Consider the following 21,295-nt stretch of genomic DNA (forward strand, 5'->3'; position numbering starts at 1 on the left):
GCGCGGCCTCAGCCGCCCAGCATCTCGCCGATGCGCGGGCAGGTCACGATGCCCGCGTCGGTCTCGAACGGGATCGGCCATGTCCGGCGGTCGCCGTCCTCGGTGGGGGTGAACAGCTCGACATGCAGATGCGGGGCCGAGCTGAGCCCGGTATTGCCCGACAGTGCCAGCACATCGCCCGCCGCGACCCGCTGGCCCCGCTCCACCCGCTGCGAATTGGCGGCGAGGTGGGCATAGAGCGTCATCGTGCCGTCGTCATGCTCGACCGCGATGCGGTTCTCGGTGCCCAGATGCGCGCGGCTGAGCCCGCCCTCGGTCCCGCTCATGCGCAGGATGACCACCCGGCCCGCGCGCAGCGCCAGCACCGGCGTGCCCTCAGGCATGTCGAAATCGACCGCGTTGGCCGTCGCGCCGCGATGCGAGAACCAGCCGCCGCAGCCCTGCGCGACCTGCCGCCGCCCCTCGAAGGGCAGGCGATACGTCACCGACAGGTCGGGCCGCGCAAAGGCATTGCCGGGGATCCAGCGATAGAGCGGGGCGAGCCCCTCGGCCTCGGATCGCGGCAGCGCGGCCATGCGCACCCGCTCGCCGGGGGCGAGCACCGCGAAACGCAGCCGCTCGCCATCGGATTTGGGCGCGCCGAGGTCCAGCACCACGGTGATCGTCATCGCCTCGTCGACATTGCGCGCGACCAGCCGCGCCTTGCCGTCGACCACGCGGGTCTGCGCGCAAAGCGCCCCGTCGCATTCGGGCGGCGCGCCCCCGGCCCGCGCGCCCCCGAGCGATGCCGCCACGAGACAGGCCGAGACCACGAACGCCCGGATCATGCGAACCGCCCGGCATAGTCGCTGACCAGCAGGTGGCGCGGGGCGGTGTCCTCTTCGATGGTCGAAAAGCGGCCGATCGGGTCGCGATAGATGTTGTCGGTCTCGTCGTCGTTCACGGTCGAGACCTCGCCGATCAGCACGTCGCCCCCCTCGCCCCAAAAGGCATGCCAGTCGCCGGGTTTCAGCGTCACGCTTTCGCCGGGGGCAAAGCGCAGAACCTCGCCGGGGGCAAAGCGGCGCGCGATGCCGTCGCACAGCACCTCGCCGCCCGCATCGGGGTCATGGCGCCCCTGATCGTCCGATCCGCAAAGCTCCACGCACAGGGTCGCGCCGCCGCGGTTGATGATATCCTCGACCTTCACGACATGGGTGTGCATCGGGCTGAGCTGGTCGCGGCGCGAGATCAGCAGCTTTTCGGCATAGCACATGCCGCCGCCGCGCCGCAGATCCGCGAGCCGCCCGTTGCGCAGCGTGAACAGGAACAGCCCCATCCGGTCGAAATCCCCCGCGCCGAAATCGGTGATGTCCCATCCCATGCGGGCATCGACGACATGCCGGGCGGCGTCCGCACGCGCGGCGAACTCCTCGGGGCTCCACCATGCAAAGGGCGGCAGGGCAAAGCGATGCGCCGCGATGAACGCCTCGGCCTCGGCCATGATCGAGTTGATGCGGGAACGCTTCATGCCTTGTCCTCGTTGAGTCGCGGGCGCGTCAAGGATCGACCCGGACGGTCGGTTTCGCGCCGTCGCCAGAGGATCGTATTTTGTTCGGACATTCCACCACCCTTCTCGCCGCGCTCGTCGTGGCCGCCCCCGCCATCGCGCAGGAGACCTTGCCCGACGACGTGCCGGTGAGCGGCATCGGGCGCGAGGCCTGCGCCACGATCATCGGGGTCGACAACCTGCCGCTGCTGGCACAGGCGGGCGACTGGGCGCTGGGATATCTCGCGGGGCGCGTGGATGCGGGGCAATCCCCCTCCGAAGGGGCGACCCTGTCGCCGGTCGATCCGGTCGACGTGGTCACGGGCCTGTCGGCGCGATGTCGCCAGGCGCCCGAGGGGCCGGTCATCGACGCGGTGCGCGGCTATGCCGAAGAGGTGTTCATGCAGGCCGCACAGGGCGGCGAGGTCGTGGCCGCCCCGGTGCCCGAAACCCCCGAGATCCTGCGCGAGATCGAGGCGGGCGGCGATGCCGCGCCGCAGGCCGCGCCCGAGACGACGCCGACCCGCCCCCGCGCCCGGCCCGATGGGCTCGCCGCCGAAACGGCCGAAGCCCCCGACACGACCGGGGACGGCTAGCGGCGCGGGTCCTACTGCGGCAGGGCCGCGCAATGCGCGCCGCCCGCCGCCAGCCCCGATCCCAGCGCGATCAGGGGCGGCGCCTGGTAGGGGTTGGGCGGCTCGCTCGCCACCAGGTCGGCCGCGACCAGCGCGACCACCGCCCCGAGCGCCACCGCCGCCGTCAGCCGCCGCGTCCTCATCGCCGCCCCTCCAACCCCAGCGCGGGGCGCAGGCGGATGCCGACCCACGAGCCGCCCAGCGCCGCGGCGAACCAGACCCAGCCATGCAGCGAGCCCGTCGAGATCCCGCTGAAGAACGCGCCCACGTTGCAGCCGAAGGCCAGCCGCGACGAATAGCCCAGCAGGAACCCCGCGATCACCGTGGCGATCCACGCCTTGGCCGGCAGGCCCGGCAGGGGTTGCGACAGCCCGCTGCGCCAGACCGCGACGAGGAACGCGCCGCCGATGATGCCGATATTGGTCAGCGACGTCACGTCGGTCAGAAGCGACTCGTTGATCCGGGCGAGGTTCGCCTCGGTCCCCCAGAAGGACGAAGCCGCGACATCGACCCCCACGGCCTGCGCGCCCTTGGCCGCCCAGAGCCCCAGCCCGTAGACCACGCCCCAAGGCTGGCCCGCGACGGCGAGGTTGGCGATGGCGAGCCCCGCGATCGCGGCCGCCGCGATCCACAGGCGGCGCGGGATCGCGCGCGTTCCGGGCCGCGCGATCGCAAGCAGCACGCCCGCGACGATGGCGAGCCCGGCCAGCGTGATCAGCAACCCGCCCGTGCCGCTCAGCGCGACAGTGGGCAGCGCGCCCAGCGCCGTCCACCAGATCAGGTGATAGGCCCCCGCGAAACTGCCCAGCGCGAAAAAGGGCAGCGCCAGCAGGCTGACCGGGTTGCCGCTGCCCGAATTGACCAGCGTGCCCGACCCGCAGCCCATGACGATCTGCATCGCCGCGCCAAAGACGAAGGCGCCGCCCACCATGGCAAAACCCACGGGCGCATGGGCGCCGATCAGCTCGCCCTCGTTGGCGGCGAGCATGGGAAAGGCCGCGACCGACACCAGCGCGATCGCCAAGAGCTGCGCCAGCGTGCCGGTCGGATCGCGCTGGGTCAGCAGCCGCCGCCACGGCCCGGCAAAGCCGAACCGCAGGCCCTCGAGCACGATGCCATAGCCCAGGCCGATGGCCATCAGCAGGCCGAACCGCGCGCCGACCAGCACGGCGACGGCGAGACAGGCCAGCGCCGCGCCGAGAATGACGAGGGCGCGCCCGGCGAGGGGCGCGCCCGATCTGTCGGGAGATGCCGCGACGCTCATCGCTCAGAACGTGTCCTTGACCTGGTTCCAGAAGTTCTTGAGCGCACCCGGCACATTGGCCATCTCGAAGCCCGCGTTGGACCAGCCGACGACCGACTCGGGATAGAGCTTCACATCCTCGACCCCGGCCAGTTCGCTCAGCGCGAACCAGTTGGTCGCGGCCCAGTGCCCGGTATTGCAGAACGAGATGATCGATTCGGCATCCGCGAAATCCTGCTCGGCCGCCAGCGCCCTGGCCGCCTCGGCATCCACGATGGCGGGGCCGGACGAGAACCAGTTGTCATGGGTGAAATACTGCGATTGCGGCAGCGTGCCCGGGCGCGCGGCGGCGGGGTGCGCCTCCTCCCCGCTCCAGAAGCTCTCGGGCCGCGCATCGAGCAGCACCGCGTCGCGGTCGCCGTCGAGCACCGATTGCACCGTCTCGGCGGTGGCGGTCCAGCGGTCGTTCCACGTCACCGTGAAATCCGAAGGCTCGGCCTCGGCGCCCGCGGTCGAAAGAGGCAGGCCCGCCGCATCCCAGGCGGCGATGCCGCCGTTCAGGATCGCGAGATCCTCGATGCCCGCGCTTTTCAGCGTCCAGTAGACCCGCGCGGCCGCCCCGAAATCGGTGACGCTTTCGCCGCCATAGGTCACGACCACCTGGCTGTCGCCGGTCAGGCCAAGCCCTTGCAGGGTCTCGGTCAGCGCGTCGATCTCGGGCAGTTGGCCGGGGTTTTCCTCGGGGCCGCGAAAGGCGCCGTAGGGGGTGTTCAGCGCGCCCTCGACATGGCCGCCGGCATAGCCTGCGCCGTCCGGGGCGCGGATGTCGATGACGGTCAGCCCGCCATCCTCGAGCGCGGCCGACAGTTCCGCGGGCGTGACGAGCGGGCCGTGATCGGCGTCGAGCGCGGCAAAAGCGGGGCCGGCGGCCAGCAGGGCGGCGGCGGCAAAGGCGGTCCGTGCGGTCATGGTCAATCCCTCCTTGCGGGTTCGCGCCTTATGTGAGGCGGCGGCGCGCCATTGCAAATGCCCCCCCGCCACGCCGGCCGGACGGGGGTTCGCCGCCCCCGCCCCACCGCGAAACGCCGCCGCGGCGCGCGCGGCGTCGCGCGCACGCCCGTTCCGCGGCCGAACGGACAGGCGGAACGCGCGTCCCTATTTGCGCCGCGCGGCCCGGCCGGGCGGTCAGGCGATGGCGCGCACCGGCGCGGGGCTGCGGGTGCGCGCCCAGGCCCGGACCGCGTCGCCGAACGCCCCGAAGAGCTTGCGCGACACCGGGTCCTCCGCGGCGCGGTACTCGGGATGCCACTGCACCGACAGCGTGAAGCCCGGCGCATCGGCGACATAGCTCGCCTCGGGGGTGCCGTCGGGCGCGCGGCCGTCGATGACGAAACGCGGCCCCGGCACCTCGACCCCCTGCCCGTGCAGCGTGTTGGTGCGCACCGTCCGCGCCCCCATCAGCCGGTGGAACGGCCCGCCCTCGGTGAACGTGACCTCGTGGCGGAGGGCGAATTTCTCTTCGATCGTGCCGTCGGGCGGCATCCGGTGATTGTCGCGCCCGGCAAGCTCGCGGATCTCGGGATGCAGGGTCGAGCCCATCGCCACCGCAACCTCCTGATAGCCGCGGCAGAGCCCCAGGATAGGCTGGCCCCGCTCGACGCAAGCCCGGATCAGCGGCAGCGCCACCCGGTCGCGGCCACGGTCGAACACGCCATGCGCGGGCGTCTCGTCATGGCCGTATTCGGCGGGATGGACATTCGGCCGCCCACCGGGAAACACGAAGCCGTCGAACGCATCGAGCAGGTCGCCGACCTCGAGCAGCCCCTCGCCGCAGGGCAGGATGACCGGGATCGCGCCCGAGACCTGCGCCACCGCCTCGCTGTTCATCCGCCCGCCGGCATGGACCTCGTACGTGCCCTCGATATAGTGATGGTTGCCGATTATGCCGACGATCGGTCGGGTCATGTCACGCTCCGCTGGGATATCCGACCGAAAATAGTCGGGACCGCGGCGCGAGACAACCGCGACGCTCAGGCCCGCCATGCGCCGGCGTACCTGTGGCTGTCAGGTCCGGCCGGGCAGCCGCGCCGTCGCCTCGATCTCGATCTTCATGCGCGGATCCTGAAGCCCCGCCACGATCATCGTGGCCGCCGGACGCGCCGTCCCGAGACGCGCGCGCGTCACCGGCCAGCAGGCGGGCCAGTCATCCGCATCCGGCAGGATGTAGCGAACCTGCACCACGTCACCCAGCGATGCCCCGGCCTCGGCCAGCGCAGCGGCAATGGTGTCGAAGGCCCGTTCGGCCTGCGCCGCGGGGTCGTCCGCGATCTCCATGGTGGTGTAGTCGAAGCCCGTCGTGCCGGCGACGAAGACCCAGCCATCGGCGACCACCGCGCGGCTGTATCCGATCTCGGCCTCGAACCGGCTGCCGGAGGAGATGCGTCGGACGCTCACGCCTTGCCCTCGAGCCCCGCGGCCTTCAGCCCCGCCATGCCCGCCGCCGCGTCGTTGTCGGAGGTGTCGCCGGTGACGCCCAGCGCGCCCAGCACCCGGTCGCCATCGACGATGAGGATGCCGCCCGGCACCGGCACCACCGCACCGCCGAAGGCGCCGTTGATCGCGGCCATGAAATAGGGCTGGTCCTCGGCCCGCGCCATCATCGCCCCGCCGGGCATCCCCAGCATCACCGCGCCATAGGCCTTGCCATGCGCGATGACGAAACGGCCGGGGCTGGCGCCGTCCTGCCGCTCGAAGGCCAGCGGATGCCCGCCCGCATCGATCACGATGGCCGATAGCGGCCTGAGCCCCTGCGCGCGGCCCTCGTCAAAGGTGGCGGCGATGGCGCGGCGGGCGGTCTCGAGTGTCAGTTCGGTCATGTCGACGTCCTTTCGGGAGGGGGCGGGAAACGTCACCAGCGGCGGCTGCGGGCAAGCCAAGCCTCGGCCTCGGCGCCGAAGGCCTCGCGCAGGCGCCGCTCTTCGGCGGCCACGAAGCGACGCCCGAGGATCCAGGGCAATGCCAGCGAAAGGACCGCGGCGGGCCATGACAGCAGCATGAGCCCCGCGCCGGCCAGCGCGACCGTCATGCCGGTATAGATCGGGTTCCGGTTCAGCCGGAACGGCCCCTCGACGATCAGCACGCGGGGCGTCTCGCCCGGCTCGATCGGGGTGCGGCGGCGCGCGAACCACCGCGCGGCCCATCCCGCAAGCCCGATCCCCGCGACGAGCAGGACCAGCCCCGCGGGCCGCGCCCATCCGGGGTCGAGCCCCCCGAAGGGCAGCGCGGCGGCGGCAAGCTGCGCGACGAAGACCCCGGCGGCCCAGACGGGCGGAAGATCGGGGAAATCGTCGCGCAGACCCATCGCGCCCTACCCCGCCTTTCGTTCCAGCCGCGCCTCGTGCAGCAGCGGCTCGGTATAGCCCGAGGGTTGTTCGCGCCCCTCGAAGACCAGCGCGCAGGCCGCGCGAAAGGCCGGCCCGTCGAAACCGGGCGCCATCGGGACATAGTCGGGATCATCCGCATTCTGGCGGTCGACCACCTCGGCCATGCGGCGCATCGCGTCCATGACGCTCTCGCGCGAGACGACGCCGTGATGCAGCCAGTTGGCCAGCGCCTGACTGCTGATGCGGCAGGTCGCGCGGTCCTCCATCAGGCCGACATCGTGGATATCGGGCACCTTTGAGCATCCGACCCCCTGGTCGACCCAGCGGACGACATAGCCGAGGATGCCTTGCGCGTTGTTCTCGACCTCGGCCGTGATCTCGTCGTCGGACCAGTTGGCCCCCTTGGCCAGCGGGATCGTCAGCAGATCGTCGAGCGAGCCGCGGAGCCCCTGCCCCGCCAGCCTCGCCTGCACCCCGGCCACGTTCACCTCGTGGTAATGGATCGCGTGCAGCGTGGCGGCGGTGGGCGACGGCACCCAGGCGCAATTGGCGCCCGCCTCGGGATGCGCCACCTTGGCCTCGAGCATGTCGGCCATCCTGTCGGGCATGGCCCACATGCCCTTGCCGATCTGCGCGCGCCCCGGCAGCCCGCAGGCCAGCCCGATATCGACGTTGCGATCCTCGTAGGCCCTGATCCAGGCCGAGTTCTTCATCTCGCCCTTGGGGATCATGGCGCCCGCCTCCATCGAGGTGTGGATCTCGTCGCCGGTGCGGTCCAAAAAGCCCGTGTTGATGAACGCGATCCGGCTCTTCGCCGCGCGGATGCATTCCTTGAGGTTGACCGAGGTGCGCCGCTCCTCGTCCATGACGCCGATCTTGACGGTATTCGCGGGCAGGCCCAGCAGCGCCTCGACCCGGCCGAATATCTCGTCCGAGAACGCGACCTCGTCGGGGCCGTGCAGCTTGGGCTTGACCACGTAGACCGAGCCGGTCTCGGAATTGCCGCCCCCCCGGTTCAGGTCGTGCATGGCGCAAAGCACCGTCACCACCGCATCCATCAGCCCCTCGTAGACCTCGTCGCCCTCCTCGGTCAGGATCGCGGGGTTGGTCATCAGGTGGCCGACATTGCGCACCAGCATCAGCGCGCGCGCCTTGAGCCGCAGCGTGCCGCCGTCGGGCGTGTCGTAATGGCGATCCTCCGCGAGGCGGCGGGTGACGGTCCTGCCGCCCTTCTCGATCTCGGCCGACAGGTCGCCCTTCATCAGGCCGAGCCAGTTGGAATAGGCCAGGACCTTGTCCTCGGCATCGACCGCGGCGACGCTGTCCTCGCAATCCATGATGACCGAGATCGCGCTTTCCATCTCGATATCGGCGACGCCGGCGGGATCGTCCTTGCCGATGAAATGCTCGCGGTCGATGACGATGTCGATATGCAGGTCGTTATGGGCCAGCACGATGCGGGTCGGCGCGTCGCGGTCGCCGCGGAACCCGACGAGCTGCGCGGGATCGGCCAGCGGCACGCCGTGATGCACGTTGGGCGCGGCCCCCTTGGACGGCACCTCGCGGCTCTGGGTGGTCTGGTCGCCGCGCCAATCCTCGCCGTTCAGCACCAGCCCCTCGAGCCCCTTGTCGGTGATCCGGTAGCCCACCAGATCGACATGCGAGCCCGAGAACAGCGGGAAATGCGCGTCGAGAAACGCCTTGGCGCGCGCCACGACACGCTTGCCGCGCTGGGCGTCGAACCCGCCGCGCGCCGGCAGATCGCCCAGCGCATCGGTGCCGTAGAGCGCGTCGTAAAGCGAGCCCCAGCGCGCATTGGCCGCGTTCAGCGCATAGCGCGCGTTCATCACCGGCACGACAAGCTGCGGCCCGGCAATGCGCGCGAATTCGGGGTCGGTCTCGGGGGTGTCGATGGTGAAATCGTCGCCCTCGGGGACGATATAGCCGATCTCGGACAGGAAATCGCGATAGGCGCCGCCGCCGCCGGTATCGCCGGGATGGGCACGGTGCCAGTCGTCGATGCGGGCCTGCAACTCGTCGCGGGTGTCCAGCAGCGCACGGTTGCGCGGCGTCAGGTCGCGCAGGATCGCGGCGAACCCCTCCCAGAAAGGGCCCGGCTCGATCCCGGTGCCGGGCATCGCCCGATCCTCGATGAACTCGGCCAGGTCGGCCGCCACCTGAAGGCCCGCGCGTTCGGTGCGTTGCGTCATGGTCCTCGGTCCCCTTCCACGCCGCCGGCCGAGGCACGCGAGCGCCCGGCGCGGCAGCGATTGCTGCAATATTTCACGCTGTCCCAGTCGCGTGCCCATTTCTTGCGCCAGGTGAAGGGGCGATTGCAAGTCTGGCATACCTTGGTATGCAAATTTTCTTTTGCAGTGCGGCGTGGCATCTGCAGCATCTTACTCCGCGGGGGCGGTTTCGCCTTCCGCGGCGGGCTCGATCGCGTCGGCGGCCACCGGCTCGTTATCGGCGGGCTCGTTGCCGTTGATCGACAAAAAGGCGATCAGCGCCACCAGCAGGACCAGCGCAAAGCCGGTCACGATACCCATGCCGGCCAGCGGCGTCTTGTGGCGTTTCTTCTGCTTTTCGGTATTCGTCTCGGGCGCGGACATGATATCCTCTCATCGTTTTGGCGACCCCCGTTGCGGCGGCCCGGTCTTGCCCTAACCTAGGGGACAGACCCCTCTTCTCTAGCCGTTCGGACGAAAAATCATGAAAGACGCGGCCCCGCGCCCCATCCGCCTGTCGCAATACCGCAAGCCCGCCCACCGGGTGGACCGGGTCGACCTGACCTTTCGGCTGCACCCCTCGCGCACCCGCGTGCTGGCGCGCATCGCCTTCCGCCCCGACCCCGAGGGGCCGGGCGGCCCGCTCAGGCTCGACGGAGAGGGGTTGCGCCTGATCGAGGCGGCCATCGACGGCACGCCCGTCACGCCGCTGATCGACCCCGCCGGACTCAGCGTCGAGGCGCCCGACCGCCCCTTTCTGTGGGAGGCCGAGGTCGAGATCGACCCCGCCGCCAATACCGCGCTCGAAGGGCTCTACATGTCGAACGGCATGTATTGCACCCAGTGCGAGGCCGAGGGCTTTCGCAAGATCACCTATTACCCCGACCGCCCCGACGTGATGGCGCCCTTCGACGTGCGCATCGAATCCGACCTGCCGGTGCTCTTGTCGAACGGCAATCCGGGCCGCGCGGGCAAGGGGTTCGCCGAATGGTCCGACCCGTGGCCCAAGCCCGCCTACCTCTTCGCGCTGGTCGCGGGCGATCTCATCGCCCATTCCGACCGGTTCACGACCGCCGAGGGCCGCGAGGTGGCGCTCAACATCTGGGTCCGCCCCGGCGACGAGGATCGCTGCGCCTACGCGATGGACGCGCTCAAACGCTCGATGGCGTGGGACGAGCGCGTGTACGGACGCGCCTACGATCTCGACGTGTTCAACATCGTGGCCGTCGACGATTTCAACATGGGCGCGATGGAGAACAAGGGGCTCAACATCTTCAACGCGCGCTACGTGCTCGCCTCGCCCCAGACCGCGACCGATGCCGATTACGCCCGGATCGAGGCGATCATCGCGCATGAGTATTTCCACAACTGGACCGGCAACCGCATCACCTGCCGCGACTGGTTCCAGCTCTGCCTGAAAGAGGGGCTGACAGTCTATCGCGACCAGCAGTTCTCGGGCGACGAGCGCGGCCACGCGGTCAAGCGCATCGAGGACGTGCAGATGCTGCGCGCGCGCCAGTTCCGCGAGGATGCCGGCCCGCTCGCCCATCCGGTGCGGCCCGAAAGCTATGTCGAGATCAATAATTTCTACACCGCGACCGTCTATGAGAAAGGCGCCGAGGTCATCGGGATGCTGCGCCGGATCGTGTGCGAGGACGGGTGGCGCGCGGGGCTCGACCTCTATTTCGACCGCCATGACGGGCAGGCCTGCACCATCGAGGACTGGCTTGCGGTCTTTGCCGATGCCACCGGGCGCGACCTGTCGCAATTCGCGCTGTGGTACAGCCAGGCCGGCACCCCGCGCGTGACGCTCTCCAGCCGGATCGAGGACGGCACGCTCGTGGTCGATCTGCGCCAGGATGTGCCCGCCACCCCCGGCCAGCCCGAAAAGCTGCCCCACGCGATCCCGGTCGCGCTGGGCGCCGTCGCGCGCGACGGCACCGAGGCGCTGGCCACCCAGCATATCGTGCTGACCCGACCGCACGAAACCCACCGCTTTGCCATCGGGACCGGCGATGCCGTGGTCTCGGCGCTCAGGGGGTTCTCGGCGCCCGTGGTGCTGGACCAGCCGCTGTCCAACCCCGACCGGGCGCTGTTGCTGGCCCATGACACCGACCCCTTCAACCGGTGGGAATCCGGGCGCGAACTGGCCCGCGACGCGCTCTTGCGGATGGTGCGTGACGGCGCCGCGCCCGATCCCGCCTATCTCGACGCGCTGGGCCCGGTTCTGGCCGACGATACGATCGAGCCAGCCTTCCGCGCGATGGTGCTGGCCTTGCCCGGCGACGACGATCTCGCGCGCAGCCTTGCCGAGGGCGGCACCGTGCCCGACCCCGATGCCATCGACGCCGCCCGCCGCGCCCTGGCGCTGGCCGTCGCCCGCCGTCACGAGGACCGGTTGGCCCACCTCTTCGACAGCCTGGCCGAGCCGGGCCCCTACTCGCCCGAGGCCGGCCCCGCCGGCCGGCGTGCGCTGCGGGGTGCCGCGCTGTCGCGCCTGTCGCGCATCGATGGCGGCGCGCGGGCGCGCGCGCTTGTCGAAAGTGCCGACAACATGACCGACCGCCTCGCCGCGCTCACCGCGCTCGTGGCCATCGGGCAGGCCGATGATGCGCTCGCCGCCTTTTACGACGATTGGAAATCCGACCGGCTCGTGCTCGACAAGTGGTTCAGCGTGCAGGTCGCGGCCGCACCGGGCGACAGCGGTGCGCAGGCGGCCGCGCGGCTGACCGCGCATCCCGATTTCCACTGGCGCACGCCCAACCGGTTCCGCGCCGTGATCGGCGCGCTGGGGGCCAATCACGCCAGTTTCCACGCCGCCGACGGGACGGGCTATGACCTCGTGGCCGACTGGCTGATCCGGCTCGATCCGCTGAACCCGCAGACGGCCGCGCGCATGTCGACATTGTTCGACAGTTGGCGGCGCTATGATGCCGGCCGGCAGGAATTGATGCGCGCGGCGCTCACCCGTATCGCGGGCAAGACGGACCTGTCGCGCGACACCTCCGAGATGGTCGGGCGGATGCTTGCCGAGTGATGGAACCCGCCCTCCCCGGTGTCCGTTTTCCCGACGACACACCGAAATGACGGAGGCACCTCATGCCCAGCATCAGCGACGCCAAGATCCTCATCATCGCCACCAGCGGCTTCGAGCAGTCCGAACTGGTCGAGCCGCGCGACCAGTTGTCCAGCGCGGGCGCGACCGTCCATGTCGCCAGCCCCGACGGCAACGACATCAAGGGTTGGGACGGCGATGACTGGGGCGACACGGTCAAGGTCGACCTCGCCTTCGACAAGGTGGACGCCGCGCAATACGACGCGCTCGTCCTGCCGGGCGGCCAGATCAACCCCGATATCCTGCGCACCATGCCCGAAATCGTGGCCTTCGTGCGCGACTTCGCCCATTCGGGCAAGCCGCTGGCCGCGATCTGCCACGCGCCCTGGCTGCTCATCGAGGCGGGCGTGGTCAAGGGCAAGCGCCTGACCAGCTACAATTCGATCCGCACCGACCTCGCCAATGCCGGGGCCGAGGTGGTTGACGAAGAGGTGGCCCGCGACGGCAACCTCATCACCAGCCGCAATCCCGGCGATCTCGATGCCTTCTGCAAGGCCATCGTCGAGGCGGTTGAAAACGGCCCTGCCGCGGCCGCGGCGTGACCGCCGCCCCGCCGCGCCCCCCGCGGCCGGCCGCCTTGGCGCCGGTTGCGGGGGGCGTGCGGCCCCGGCGCTTGCCTTTGCCCATCCCGCGCGCCATGTCTGACGGGAAACGGGCTGCCAGCGGGTCGCAAATGGACATCAGAGGGCGCATTGACGAACAGATTGTCGAGCGCGCCCCATGGCTGCGGCGGCCCGGCCCGTCCGTGGCGCTGGCGCGCACCGTCCTCAACCGGCTTCTGAGCTACGACCGCACCGTCGATCTCGCCCGCGAGATGGAGGACTGGACCGGCCCCGCCATCATGGAGCGGATGGGACGGATGCTGGCCAACGAGGTCGAGGTCTCGGGGCTCGACCGCATCCCGCGCCACGGCGCGGCGATGATCGTCGCCAACCACCCCACCGGCATCGCGGACGGCATCGTGCTCTATCACCTGCTGGCCCCGATCCGGCCCGACCTGTTCTTCTACGCCAATACCGACCTGCTGCGCGTCGTGCCGCAGCTCGACTGCATGATCGCCCCGGTCGAGTGGCGCCATGAAAAGCGCACCCACGCCAAGACCCGCGAAACGATGGCCTATACCCGCACCGCGATGCAGGCCGGGCGGCTCGGGATCATCTTTCCCTCGGGGCGGCTGGCCAAGCGGCGCGGGCTCAAGCTTTACGAGCGGCCCTGGATGCCCTCGGCCGCGATGATCGCGCGCAAGTTCGACGCGCCGGTGATCCCGATCAACATCCGCGCGCGCAACTCGGCGCTGTTCTACCTTTTCGACCTGATCCACCCGAGCCTGCGCGACATCACGCTGTTCTACGAAACGCTGAACAAGGCCCGTCAGCCCTATCGCATCAGCGTCGGAGAGCCGGTATCGCCGCGCGCCCTGCCCGCCAGCCCCGAGGACGCGATCGAGCTCTTGCGCGACGCGACGCTCGATCTGGGGGGGCGGCACGCGCCGTCGGTGTCGCTGGTCGACAGCTCGCGCCCGTGGCTGCGGCTGACTACCCGCACCTGAGCGCGCCTATCGCATGAGGTTGCGCGCCGTGCCCCGCGCGGGCGGGGTGTCGTCCGAGGCGACGACGATCGCGCGCGGCTCGGGCCGCGTCTCGGGCGCGACCGGTCCCGCCATCAGCCCCTCGGGGACGGGGCGCTGCATCGGGCGCGGGCTGACCGAGATCTGGCAATAGTCCTGTCCGGCGAGCCAGCGGCGCATGTCCTCGCGCTTGGCCTCGGACCGCATCGGGCCCCAATCGGCCGACACCCCCGCCCAGCGCGGGCTGCTGGCATGGATCACCCCGTCGCGCGGCACCGTTACCGACATGATGCGGATGGCGCAGGACAGGTTGTCGGCACCGTCCATCAGCTCGCCCCCCGACCGGGCGCGGCAGCCGAAATGGCGCGCCGTGGGCGGCCAGATCTGCAACAGCCCGAACCAGCGGTTGCCCCCGCCCACCGCCGCGGGGCGCCAGCGGCTTTCGTGCTTGGCCAGCGCCGACAGGAACCCCACCCAGAAGGCCCGGCGCGACGCATCCGTGCCGCGCTTGTAGCCGGGGCACCATTCGCCGATGTCGCGGGGGTCGGTCTCGACCAGCCGCTCGCCATGCGCCTTGAGCGCCGAGATGGCCGCGAGGCTCCACTCGTCGCTTTCGCGCCGATGGTCCCAGCGCGTGACCGGGATCGGGTCGGCCTGCGGGCGCGGCATGGGCCGGATCTCGCCCGCGGCCATTGCCGTGCCCGCCACCAGGGCCGCGACCAGCGCCACCCCCGCGATCCGCCCCGCCCGTCTCATGCGTCGTCGCCGCCCGCGAGGAACGCGGCCAACGGCGAGGCCGGCTCGGCCGCGGGCACGGCGCAGAAGGGCTGCGCGCGCGTCCAGGCCGCCATCTCGGCGCGCTTGGCCGAATTATGGAATGGCCCCCAGTCGCGCATCCCCCGCGAGACCGATCCGCGCCGCGTGACCTGTTTCGCCGCGATCCGCACCGCGCAGGACAGGTTCGCCGCGCCGTCCTTGAGCGCATTGCCCGAGGTCGCGCGACAGCCATGGCCGCGCGCGGTGCCGGGCGCGATCTGCGTCAGCCCGTACCACGCGCCGCCGCCGCCCACCGCATCGGGGCGCCAGGTGCTTTCGTGCTTGGCCAGTGCCGACAAGAGCCCCGTCCAGAACAGGGCGCGGTTCTCGGGGGTCTGCTGCGCATAGCCGGGGCACCATTCGGCATAGTCCGAGGGCACCATCGCCGGCAGTCCCGCGCCGTGGCCCTGCAACGCCTTGAGCGTCTCGGTCGTCCAGACGCGCCCCTCGGGCCGGAAATCCCACCGCATCACGGCCGGCTCGGGCGGGGCCTGCTCGACGGTCTTGGTCGAAACGCAGGCAGAAAGGCCACAGACGGCGATCAGCAGCATGGCTCGCAGCATTGAATCCTCGACAGGCAGCACCGGCCCTCAGTCGCCCGGCAGTTCGGGCGATAGACCGATTCGACGCGGCGCGACCAGAGATTCGTTCCGAAACGGCCCCGATGCGCGGCGATACGCCGATCGTTGCGCTCGATCCGGGGCGGGGCTACACAGCGCGTCGCGCCCCAATAAGCGGAACCCGCCCCATGCTCGACCTGACATTCGAAGCCCCAAAGCCCAAGGTGATCCAGGGCGCCCTGCATGATTGGGAGCTCGTCATCGGGCTCGAGGTTCACGCCCAGGTCGCGAGCCGGGCCAAGCTGTTCTCAGGCGCCTCGACCGAGTTCGGGGCCGAGCCGAACTCCAACGTGGCCTTCGTCGACGCGGGGATGCCCGGCATGCTGCCCGTCATCAACGAGGGCTGCGTCGCGCTGGCGGTCAAGACGGGGCTGGGCCTCAAGGCCGAGATCCACCTCGAAAGCGCCTTCGACCGCAAGAACTACTTCTACCCCGACCTGCCGCAGGGCTACCAGATCAGCCAGCTCTATGCCCCGCTCGTGGGCGAGGGCGAGGTGATCGTGGACATGGCCCCCGGCATCGCGCGCCGCGTGCGGATCGAACGCATCCACCTCGAACAGGATGCGGGCAAGTCGATCCACGACATGGACCCCGCGATGAGCTTCGTCGATCTCAACCGCACCGGCGTCGCCCTGATGGAGATCGTGAGCCGCCCCGACATCCGCGGACCCGAAGAGGCGGCCGCCTATATCCTCAAGCTGCGCCAGATCATGCGCTATCTCGGCACCTGCAACGGCGACATGCAGAACGGCAACCTGCGCGCCGACGTGAACGTGTCGGTCTGCCGCCCCGGCGATTACGAGCGGTTCATCGAGACGGGCGATTTCGGCCATCTCGGCACCCGGTGCGAGATCAAGAACATGAACTCGACCCGCTTCATCCAGCAGGCCATCGAGGCCGAGGCCCGGCGCCAGATCGCCATTCTCGAGGATGGCGGCCAGATCGTGCAGGAAACCCGGCTGTTCGACGTCGACAAGGGCGAGACCCGGCCGATGCGCTCCAAGGAAGAGGCGCACGACTACCGCTATTTTCCCGATCCCGACCTTCTGCCCCTGTCCATCGAACAGGCCTGGGTGGACGAGATCGCCGCGTCGCTGCCCGAGCTTCCCGATGCGCGCAAGGCGCGGTTCGTGGCCGAATACGGCATGACCGAATACGATGCGGGCGTGCTGACCGCCGAAACCGATTACGCCGCCTTCTTCGAAGAGGTCGCGGCCACCTCGGGCGACGGCAAGGCCAGCGCGAACTGGGTCATCAACGAGCTTTTCGGCCGCCTGAAAAAGGACGACCGCGAGATCGGCGACAGCCCGGTATCGGCCGCGCAGCTCGGCCGTATCGTCGCGCTCATCAAGACGGGCGAGATTTCGGGCAAGATCGCCAAGGACCTGTTCGAGATCGTCTATACCGAGGGCGGCGATCCGGCCGAGATCGTCGAGGCGCGCGGCATGAAACAGGTCACCGACACCGGCGCCATCGAGACCGCGGTGGACGAGGTCATCGCCGCGAACCCCGCGCAGGTCGAAAAGGCCAAGGCCAATCCCAAGCTCGCCGGCTGGTTCGTGGGCCAGGTGATGAAGGCCACCGGCGGCAAGGCGAACCCGGCGGCGGTGAACAGGATCGTGGCCGAGAAGCTGGGGCTCTGACGCGCGGCCCCCGCGCGGATCGCCCGGCCGCCGTCACGGCCGCCGGGCGGGTTGGCTCATTCGGGGCCGATCTCGTTGTCGAACCCGTCGGTGGGGTTCTGCAACGTGTCGCCCGGCGTCATCGGCGTGGGCTCCAGCGTGTTCATCTGGTTGTTCGCGGGCTGGCAGGCCGCCAGCGCGGTCAGCAGCAGGGCGGAAATCGCGGTCATGCGGAACATCTGAAAACTCTCCTTGGGTTTGCTATAGCGGTTGACGTAGGGCCGCTGCGGCCTCGTCAAGTCCTCGTGATCGACGGCGGCTCGGCAGATTTCCACGCGCGGCGGCGCGCGACCCTTGCCATGGGCCGTCTTTGCCCGCATTAGACCCGCCCAACCGTCCCCCCATCCGAGGAACCGCCATGGCGCATTTCGAATACGCCGTCCTGCCCACCCCCACCGAACTGCCGCGCCGCAAGGGCGTGAAGGGGGCGGCGGCGCGGTTCTCGGCCGGACTGACCGAGCTGCTGAACGCCATGGGGCGCGACGGGTGGGAATATGTCCGCGCCGACACGATGGTGGCGAGCGAAAAGTCGCGCATCCTGCGCAAGCCGCAGGAAACGCGCATCGGCGTGCTGGTCTTTCGCCGCCCGCTCGACCGGGACGCGGCCCAGGACGACCGCGACTCCCCGCCCCTGACGGCCGCCCCGCGGCCCGATCCCGCCGCATGGGACGACGACGCCGCGCCCGACTGGCCCGCCCCGCCGCAGGAACCCGCGCCGCAGGACGACGACGCGCCCGATGGCGACGGCCGCACGCCACTTGCCGCCACGCGCGGCACGCCGGGCCGGCTGCGCCCCGTGCCCGGCGCCGGGCGCGACTGACCGCCGTTCAGCCGTCGGCGTCGATGGCCAGCGCGTGGATGCGCGTCACCAGGTCGCGCCCCAGCGCCGCATGGATCGCCCGGTGCCGCGCCACCCGGCTCAGACCGGCAAGCTCGTCGGCGCGGATGCGCACCGAGAAATGGCTCTCACCGCCCTCGGGCGCCCCGGAATGGCCCGCATGGGCGGCCGAATCGTCCTGAACCCTCAGCTCGCGCGGGGCGAATGCCTCGGCGAGGCGTGTCTCGATTTCCTCAACCACTCGCATTTGATCGAATGTCCTCTTCACCTCGGTCCACACTCGTCTAGAGTGTCCACCCTGATACGGAAAGGAGCCATCATGTCGGACGACGATCCCTTCGGATTCGATATGCGTGTCTCGTCGGCCAAGAAAAAGACGACCCGCGGCAAGCGCGGCATGTCGGGGGCGTTCGAGACCTCGACCCGCAAATGCGAGCATCCCGGCTGCGAGGAGCAGGGCAAGTATCGCGCGCCGCGCTCGCCCGACCATCTCGACGAGTACCTGTGGTTCTGTCGCGACCACGTCCGCGAGTACAATCTCAAGTGGAACTTCTTCAACGGCCAGACCGAAGAGGATTTCGCCCAGCAGATGGATACCGACCGCGTCTGGGGCCGGTCGACCAAGCCGTTCAGCTCGGCCGAGCAGCGCGCCTGGTCGCGCCTCGGGGTGGACGACCCGCACCAGGTGCTGGGCGACAACGCGACCCGCAATCCCGGCCGCAACGCGCAGGCCGCCTCGGGCGGGCCGACGCGGCGCCTGCCGCCCACCGAGCGCCGCGCGGTCGAGATCCTCGATGCGCGCGACACCTGGTCCAAGACCGATATCCGCAAGGCCTACAAGGCGCTCATCAAGGTGCTGCATCCCGACATGAACGGCGGCGACCGCGGCCACGAGGAACAGCTCGCCGAGGTCGTCTGGGCCTGGGATCAGCTCAAGAACAGCCGCAACTTCACCGCCTGACGCGCGCGCATGAAAACGCCCGGCCCCTTGCGGGACCGGGCGCCTGACGCGTCCCGAACGGGCGGCGCGGTTCAGCCGATGACGCGGGCGCCGCCGTCCTCGGGCTCGAAATACATCGAGATCCCGTTCATGCAGTACCGCAGCCCCGTGGGCTCGGGCCCATCCTCGAAGACATGGCCCAGATGCGACCCGCAGCGGTCGCAATGCACCTCGGTGCGGGTGCCGAACAGCCCCGGATCGGGCTTGGTGGCGACCGCGTTCTCGAGCGGCGCATAGAAGGACGGCCAGCCCGTGCCGCTCTCGAACTTGGTGCGGGTCACGAAAAGCGCCTGGTCGCAGCCCTTGCAGTGAAAGGTGCCGGGCGCCTTGACCGCGTTCAGCGGCGAGGAATTGCGCGCCTCGGTGCCTTCCTCGCGCATGACGTCGTATTCGGCATCGCTCAGCATCTCGCGCCACTGATCGGCGCTGCGCGTGACCTCGAACCCGCCCTCCTCGGCATTGGACATGCAGGCGGGCAGCAGGAACATCGCGGCCCCTCCGGCCAGAATACCCCTGCGGCTCATCTTCATCGTGCGATCTGGCAAACCGGGTCTCCCTTGCTGTGCTCCCCCGCTACATAGTCCGGTTTCGGGCGGGCTGGACCCATCGCCACGGCTTCGTGACCGACGCGGAGCGCGGCCGCCCCCTCGCCCGGCCCTTTCCCTTGAACCCCGTCTGCATATGTTGCATCCCGCTCGGGAACACGGGCGAGACAGACCGCGCCCGCATGCGCGGGGCAACGAAGGACGCATTCCATGGCCGACGGCAGCATCGATATCGACGCGCAACCGACCGAAGAAATCTCGGTCCGCGAGGTTTTCGGCATCGACAGCGACATGGTCGTTCACGGCTTTGCCAAGCGCACCGACCGCGTGCCCGAGCTCGACTCCACCTACCGCTTCGACCGCGACACCACGCTCGCCATCCTCGCGGGCTTTGCCTTCAACCGCCGCGTGATGATCCAGGGCTATCACGGCACCGGCAAATCGACCCATATCGAACAGGTCGCCGCGCGGCTGAACTGGCCCTGCGTGCGCGTGAACCTCGACAGCCACATCTCGCGCATCGACCTGATCGGCAAGGACGCGATCAAGCTCAAGGACGGGGTGCAGGTCACCGAGTTCCAGGAGGGCATCCTGCCCTGGGCGCTGCGCAACCCCGCCGCGATCGTCTTTGACGAATACGATGCCGGCCGCGCCGACGTGATGTTCGTGATCCAGCGCGTGCTCGAGGTGGACGGCAAGCTGACGCTGCTCGACCAGAACGAGGTGATCCACCCCCACCCCTATTTCCGGCTCTTCGCGACCTCGAACACGGTGGGCCTCGGCGACACGACGGGCCTTTACCACGGCACCCAGCAGATCAACCAGGGCCAGATGGACCGGTGGAGCCTCGTGGCGACGCTCAACTACCTGCCCCACGATGCCGAGGTCGATATCGTGGTGTCCAAGCTGCCGATCTACGATACCGAGGACGGGCGCCGCACCATCGGGCGCATGGTCACGGTGGCCGACCTCACGCGCACGGCCTTCATGAACGGCGACCTTTCCACCGTGATGAGCCCGCGCACCGTGATCGCCTGGGCGCAGAACGCGCAGATCTTCCACGATGTGGGCTATGCGTTCCGGCTGTCCTTCCTCAACAAGTGCGACGAGCTCGAGCGCGAAACCGTGGCCGAGTTCTACCAGCGCTGCTTTGACGAGGAACTGCCCGAAAGCGCGGCGAGTGCGAGCCTTGGCTAGGCGCACCGGCGCCGCCCTGGCGCTCTGTCTCGCGCTGGCAGCGGTCCCCCTCGCTGCCGACGAGTTCGGCGAGGGCGAGGCCCGTCACCTGACCCGCATCGTCGACATCACCCGCGTCGATATCCTGCCCGATACGCCCGGCGACGAAATCGCGCTGCTGGCGCGCGGGCGCGACGACTCGGACATGGCCGACCTGATCGTTCTGGACGGGTTCGACCGCACGCCGCTTTTCGTCCGGCGCGGCCTCGTCTTTGCCGGCCCCATGGCCGGGCAGGAGGCGCTGTTCTCGCCGCGCGGCAATGGCAGCATCGCCGTCGTCGCGGGCAATACCGGCATCGGCCGCACCGCCTGGGACGAGGTACTGACCCTCGCCCATCGCGACGGCGCCCTGCGCGTCGCGGGCTACAGCCATGTCGCCTATGACCGGATCGACAACGCCTCGGCCAGTTGCGACGTGAACCTCCTTACCGGCGGCTGGGAAACCACCGTCAGCCCCGCGGGCGGCACCGCCGTCGCCCGCTCGGGCAAGGGCGTGGCGGATGCCCCGCCCGTCGCCGACTGGTCGCCCGAGGATTTTCCCCGCCCCTGCGCCGAGGCGCTCGAGGCCGCGGGACTGAACTGAGACGCCGCGCCCCCGGTTTACGCCGTCTTTACCCGCGCCGGCCTATAACCCTCCTGCGCGCAACTGGAAGACAACGGGACAGGGGCCTCGTCCGGCCTGGGAATCGGACGCTGGCCGGACATTGTCCTATCCGGGTAGGAAAACGGACCGGGGCTCCGGAGTTCGACAGTTAATCCGATAAGCGATTGATATTGTTGACGCGGGTCAAGCGTTTTTGTGACGACATCGAGCGTCAGGCGGGTTTCGGGAGGTTCAATGCATCGAAGAGGTCGAGTT

Annotated in this window: 26 protein-coding genes; 9 read left to right on the forward strand and 17 right to left on the reverse strand. The window is 69.8% G+C overall.

Translation table 11 applies throughout. The annotated features are described in order from the left end of the window. Window positions 1-8: 8 nt before the first annotated feature. The gene (locus E2L08_RS08935) at window positions 9-827 is read right to left on the reverse strand and encodes a M23 family metallopeptidase (protein ID WP_133396728.1); all 819 of its coding nucleotides are present in this window, start codon (window positions 825-827) and stop codon (window positions 9-11) included. Beyond that, window positions 824-1,510, reverse strand: coding sequence for a D-lyxose/D-mannose family sugar isomerase (locus E2L08_RS08940; protein ID WP_133396729.1), 687 nt, complete (start codon window positions 1,508-1,510; stop codon window positions 824-826). Before E2L08_RS08940 ends, E2L08_RS08935 begins: the two co-directional genes overlap by 4 nt. Window positions 1,511-1,590: 80 nt before the next feature. On the opposite strand from E2L08_RS08940, the gene E2L08_RS08945 reads away from it, so the two are divergent. Continuing rightward, window positions 1,591-2,124: a hypothetical protein gene (locus E2L08_RS08945; RefSeq protein ID WP_133396730.1), complete on the forward strand. Its 534-nt coding sequence runs from the start codon at window positions 1,591-1,593 to the stop codon at window positions 2,122-2,124. 11 nt (window positions 2,125-2,135) lie between these two features. Here the strand turns inward: E2L08_RS08945 and E2L08_RS16995 are convergent, their stop codons facing one another. From E2L08_RS16995 to E2L08_RS08990, 10 genes are all read right to left on the reverse strand, one after another. Continuing rightward, window positions 2,136-2,306, reverse strand: a complete 171-nt coding sequence (locus tag E2L08_RS16995) for a hypothetical protein (protein WP_168771097.1) — start codon at window positions 2,304-2,306, stop codon at window positions 2,136-2,138. Beyond that, window positions 2,303-3,427 carry a YeeE/YedE family protein gene (locus E2L08_RS08950; RefSeq protein WP_133396731.1) on the reverse strand — a complete coding sequence of 375 codons (1,125 nt, stop codon included), beginning with the start codon at window positions 3,425-3,427 and terminating at the stop codon, window positions 2,303-2,305. The genes E2L08_RS16995 and E2L08_RS08950 overlap by 4 nt, the downstream gene beginning before the upstream one ends. 3 nt (window positions 3,428-3,430) lie before the next feature. Further along, window positions 3,431-4,375, reverse strand: coding sequence for a sulfurtransferase (locus tag E2L08_RS08955; protein WP_133396732.1), 945 nt, complete (start codon window positions 4,373-4,375; stop codon window positions 3,431-3,433). A gap of 216 nt (window positions 4,376-4,591) precedes the next feature. Further along, window positions 4,592-5,371 (reverse strand): gamma-glutamyl-gamma-aminobutyrate hydrolase family protein, encoded by a 780-nt coding sequence (locus tag E2L08_RS08960; RefSeq protein WP_133396733.1) that lies wholly within the window; start codon window positions 5,369-5,371, stop codon window positions 4,592-4,594. Between the two features lie 99 nt (window positions 5,372-5,470). Continuing rightward, window positions 5,471-5,860: a RidA family protein gene (locus E2L08_RS08965; RefSeq protein ID WP_133396734.1), complete on the reverse strand. Its 390-nt coding sequence runs from the start codon at window positions 5,858-5,860 to the stop codon at window positions 5,471-5,473. Next, window positions 5,857-6,282, reverse strand: coding sequence for a GlcG/HbpS family heme-binding protein (locus E2L08_RS08970; protein ID WP_133396735.1), 426 nt, complete (start codon window positions 6,280-6,282; stop codon window positions 5,857-5,859). The genes E2L08_RS08965 and E2L08_RS08970 overlap by 4 nt, the downstream gene beginning before the upstream one ends. Before the next feature lie 32 nt (window positions 6,283-6,314). Beyond that, window positions 6,315-6,767, reverse strand: a complete 453-nt coding sequence (locus tag E2L08_RS08975; protein WP_133396736.1) for a methyltransferase family protein — start codon at window positions 6,765-6,767, stop codon at window positions 6,315-6,317. A 6-nt stretch (window positions 6,768-6,773) separates the two neighbouring features. Further along, window positions 6,774-8,999, reverse strand: a complete 2,226-nt coding sequence (locus tag E2L08_RS08980; protein ID WP_133396737.1) for a malate synthase G — start codon at window positions 8,997-8,999, stop codon at window positions 6,774-6,776. Continuing rightward, window positions 8,996-9,187, reverse strand: coding sequence for a DUF2256 domain-containing protein (locus E2L08_RS08985; RefSeq protein ID WP_338069520.1), 192 nt, complete (start codon window positions 9,185-9,187; stop codon window positions 8,996-8,998). Before E2L08_RS08985 ends, E2L08_RS08980 begins: the two co-directional genes overlap by 4 nt. A gap of 1 nt (window position 9,188) precedes the next feature. Further along, the gene (locus E2L08_RS08990) at window positions 9,189-9,401 is read right to left on the reverse strand and encodes a hypothetical protein (RefSeq protein ID WP_133396738.1); all 213 of its coding nucleotides are present in this window, start codon (window positions 9,399-9,401) and stop codon (window positions 9,189-9,191) included. A 100-nt stretch (window positions 9,402-9,501) separates the two neighbouring features. Here E2L08_RS08990 and pepN point away from each other — a divergent pair, with 100 nt between their 5' ends. The 3 genes from pepN to E2L08_RS09005 all read left to right on the forward strand — a co-directional run bounded on the left by pepN (window position 9,502) and on the right by E2L08_RS09005 (window position 13,681). Further along, window positions 9,502-12,054, forward strand: coding sequence for an aminopeptidase N (pepN, locus tag E2L08_RS08995; RefSeq protein WP_133396739.1), 2,553 nt, complete (start codon window positions 9,502-9,504; stop codon window positions 12,052-12,054). Window positions 12,055-12,116: 62 nt separating this feature from the next. Continuing rightward, window positions 12,117-12,674 carry a type 1 glutamine amidotransferase domain-containing protein gene (locus E2L08_RS09000; protein WP_133396740.1) on the forward strand — a complete coding sequence of 186 codons (558 nt, stop codon included), beginning with the start codon at window positions 12,117-12,119 and terminating at the stop codon, window positions 12,672-12,674. A gap of 131 nt (window positions 12,675-12,805) precedes the next feature. Beyond that, on the forward strand, window positions 12,806-13,681 hold the full coding sequence (locus tag E2L08_RS09005; protein WP_240758175.1) for a lysophospholipid acyltransferase family protein: 876 nt from the start codon (window positions 12,806-12,808) through the stop codon (window positions 13,679-13,681). Window positions 13,682-13,687: 6 nt separating this feature from the next. Here the strand turns inward: E2L08_RS09005 and E2L08_RS09010 are convergent, their stop codons facing one another. Next, on the reverse strand, window positions 13,688-14,455 hold the full coding sequence (locus E2L08_RS09010; RefSeq protein ID WP_133396742.1) for a transglycosylase SLT domain-containing protein: 768 nt from the start codon (window positions 14,453-14,455) through the stop codon (window positions 13,688-13,690). After that, on the reverse strand, window positions 14,452-15,066 hold the full coding sequence (locus tag E2L08_RS09015; RefSeq protein WP_240758176.1) for a transglycosylase SLT domain-containing protein: 615 nt from the start codon (window positions 15,064-15,066) through the stop codon (window positions 14,452-14,454). The genes E2L08_RS09010 and E2L08_RS09015 overlap by 4 nt, the downstream gene beginning before the upstream one ends. Before the next feature lie 197 nt (window positions 15,067-15,263). On the opposite strand from E2L08_RS09015, the gene gatB reads away from it, so the two are divergent. After that, on the forward strand, window positions 15,264-16,778 hold the full coding sequence (gatB, locus tag E2L08_RS09020) for an Asp-tRNA(Asn)/Glu-tRNA(Gln) amidotransferase subunit GatB (protein ID WP_133396744.1): 1,515 nt from the start codon (window positions 15,264-15,266) through the stop codon (window positions 16,776-16,778). Between the two features lie 56 nt (window positions 16,779-16,834). Here the strand turns inward: gatB and E2L08_RS17000 are convergent, their stop codons facing one another. Beyond that, on the reverse strand, window positions 16,835-16,996 hold the full coding sequence (locus tag E2L08_RS17000) for a hypothetical protein (RefSeq protein WP_168771098.1): 162 nt from the start codon (window positions 16,994-16,996) through the stop codon (window positions 16,835-16,837). A 179-nt stretch (window positions 16,997-17,175) separates the two neighbouring features. Here E2L08_RS17000 and E2L08_RS09025 point away from each other — a divergent pair, with 179 nt between their 5' ends. Beyond that, on the forward strand, window positions 17,176-17,637 hold the full coding sequence (locus tag E2L08_RS09025) for a hypothetical protein (RefSeq protein ID WP_133396745.1): 462 nt from the start codon (window positions 17,176-17,178) through the stop codon (window positions 17,635-17,637). Between the two features lie 7 nt (window positions 17,638-17,644). On the opposite strand, the gene E2L08_RS09030 is transcribed toward E2L08_RS09025, so the two are convergent. Continuing rightward, entirely contained in the window at window positions 17,645-17,902 is a 258-nt protein-coding gene (locus tag E2L08_RS09030) for a BolA family protein (RefSeq protein WP_133396746.1), read from the reverse strand. 72 nt (window positions 17,903-17,974) lie between these two features. On the opposite strand from E2L08_RS09030, the gene E2L08_RS09035 reads away from it, so the two are divergent. Continuing rightward, window positions 17,975-18,616: a J domain-containing protein gene (locus E2L08_RS09035; protein ID WP_133396747.1), complete on the forward strand. Its 642-nt coding sequence runs from the start codon at window positions 17,975-17,977 to the stop codon at window positions 18,614-18,616. 71 nt (window positions 18,617-18,687) lie between these two features. Here E2L08_RS09035 and msrB read toward each other — a convergent pair whose 3' ends face one another. Beyond that, the gene (msrB, locus tag E2L08_RS09040; RefSeq protein ID WP_133396748.1) at window positions 18,688-19,179 is read right to left on the reverse strand and encodes a peptide-methionine (R)-S-oxide reductase MsrB; all 492 of its coding nucleotides are present in this window, start codon (window positions 19,177-19,179) and stop codon (window positions 18,688-18,690) included. Between the two features lie 231 nt (window positions 19,180-19,410). Here msrB and cobS point away from each other — a divergent pair, with 231 nt between their 5' ends. Both cobS and E2L08_RS09050 read left to right on the forward strand, forming a co-directional pair. After that, window positions 19,411-20,397, forward strand: coding sequence for a cobaltochelatase subunit CobS (cobS, locus tag E2L08_RS09045; protein WP_133396749.1), 987 nt, complete (start codon window positions 19,411-19,413; stop codon window positions 20,395-20,397). After that, window positions 20,390-21,019, forward strand: a complete 630-nt coding sequence (locus tag E2L08_RS09050; protein ID WP_133396750.1) for a hypothetical protein — start codon at window positions 20,390-20,392, stop codon at window positions 21,017-21,019. The genes cobS and E2L08_RS09050 overlap by 8 nt, the downstream gene beginning before the upstream one ends. Window positions 21,020-21,295: the final 276 nt, after the last annotated feature.

The organism is Palleronia sediminis, assembly GCF_004358695.1.
Taxonomy (GTDB): domain Bacteria; phylum Pseudomonadota; class Alphaproteobacteria; order Rhodobacterales; family Rhodobacteraceae; genus Palleronia; species Palleronia sediminis.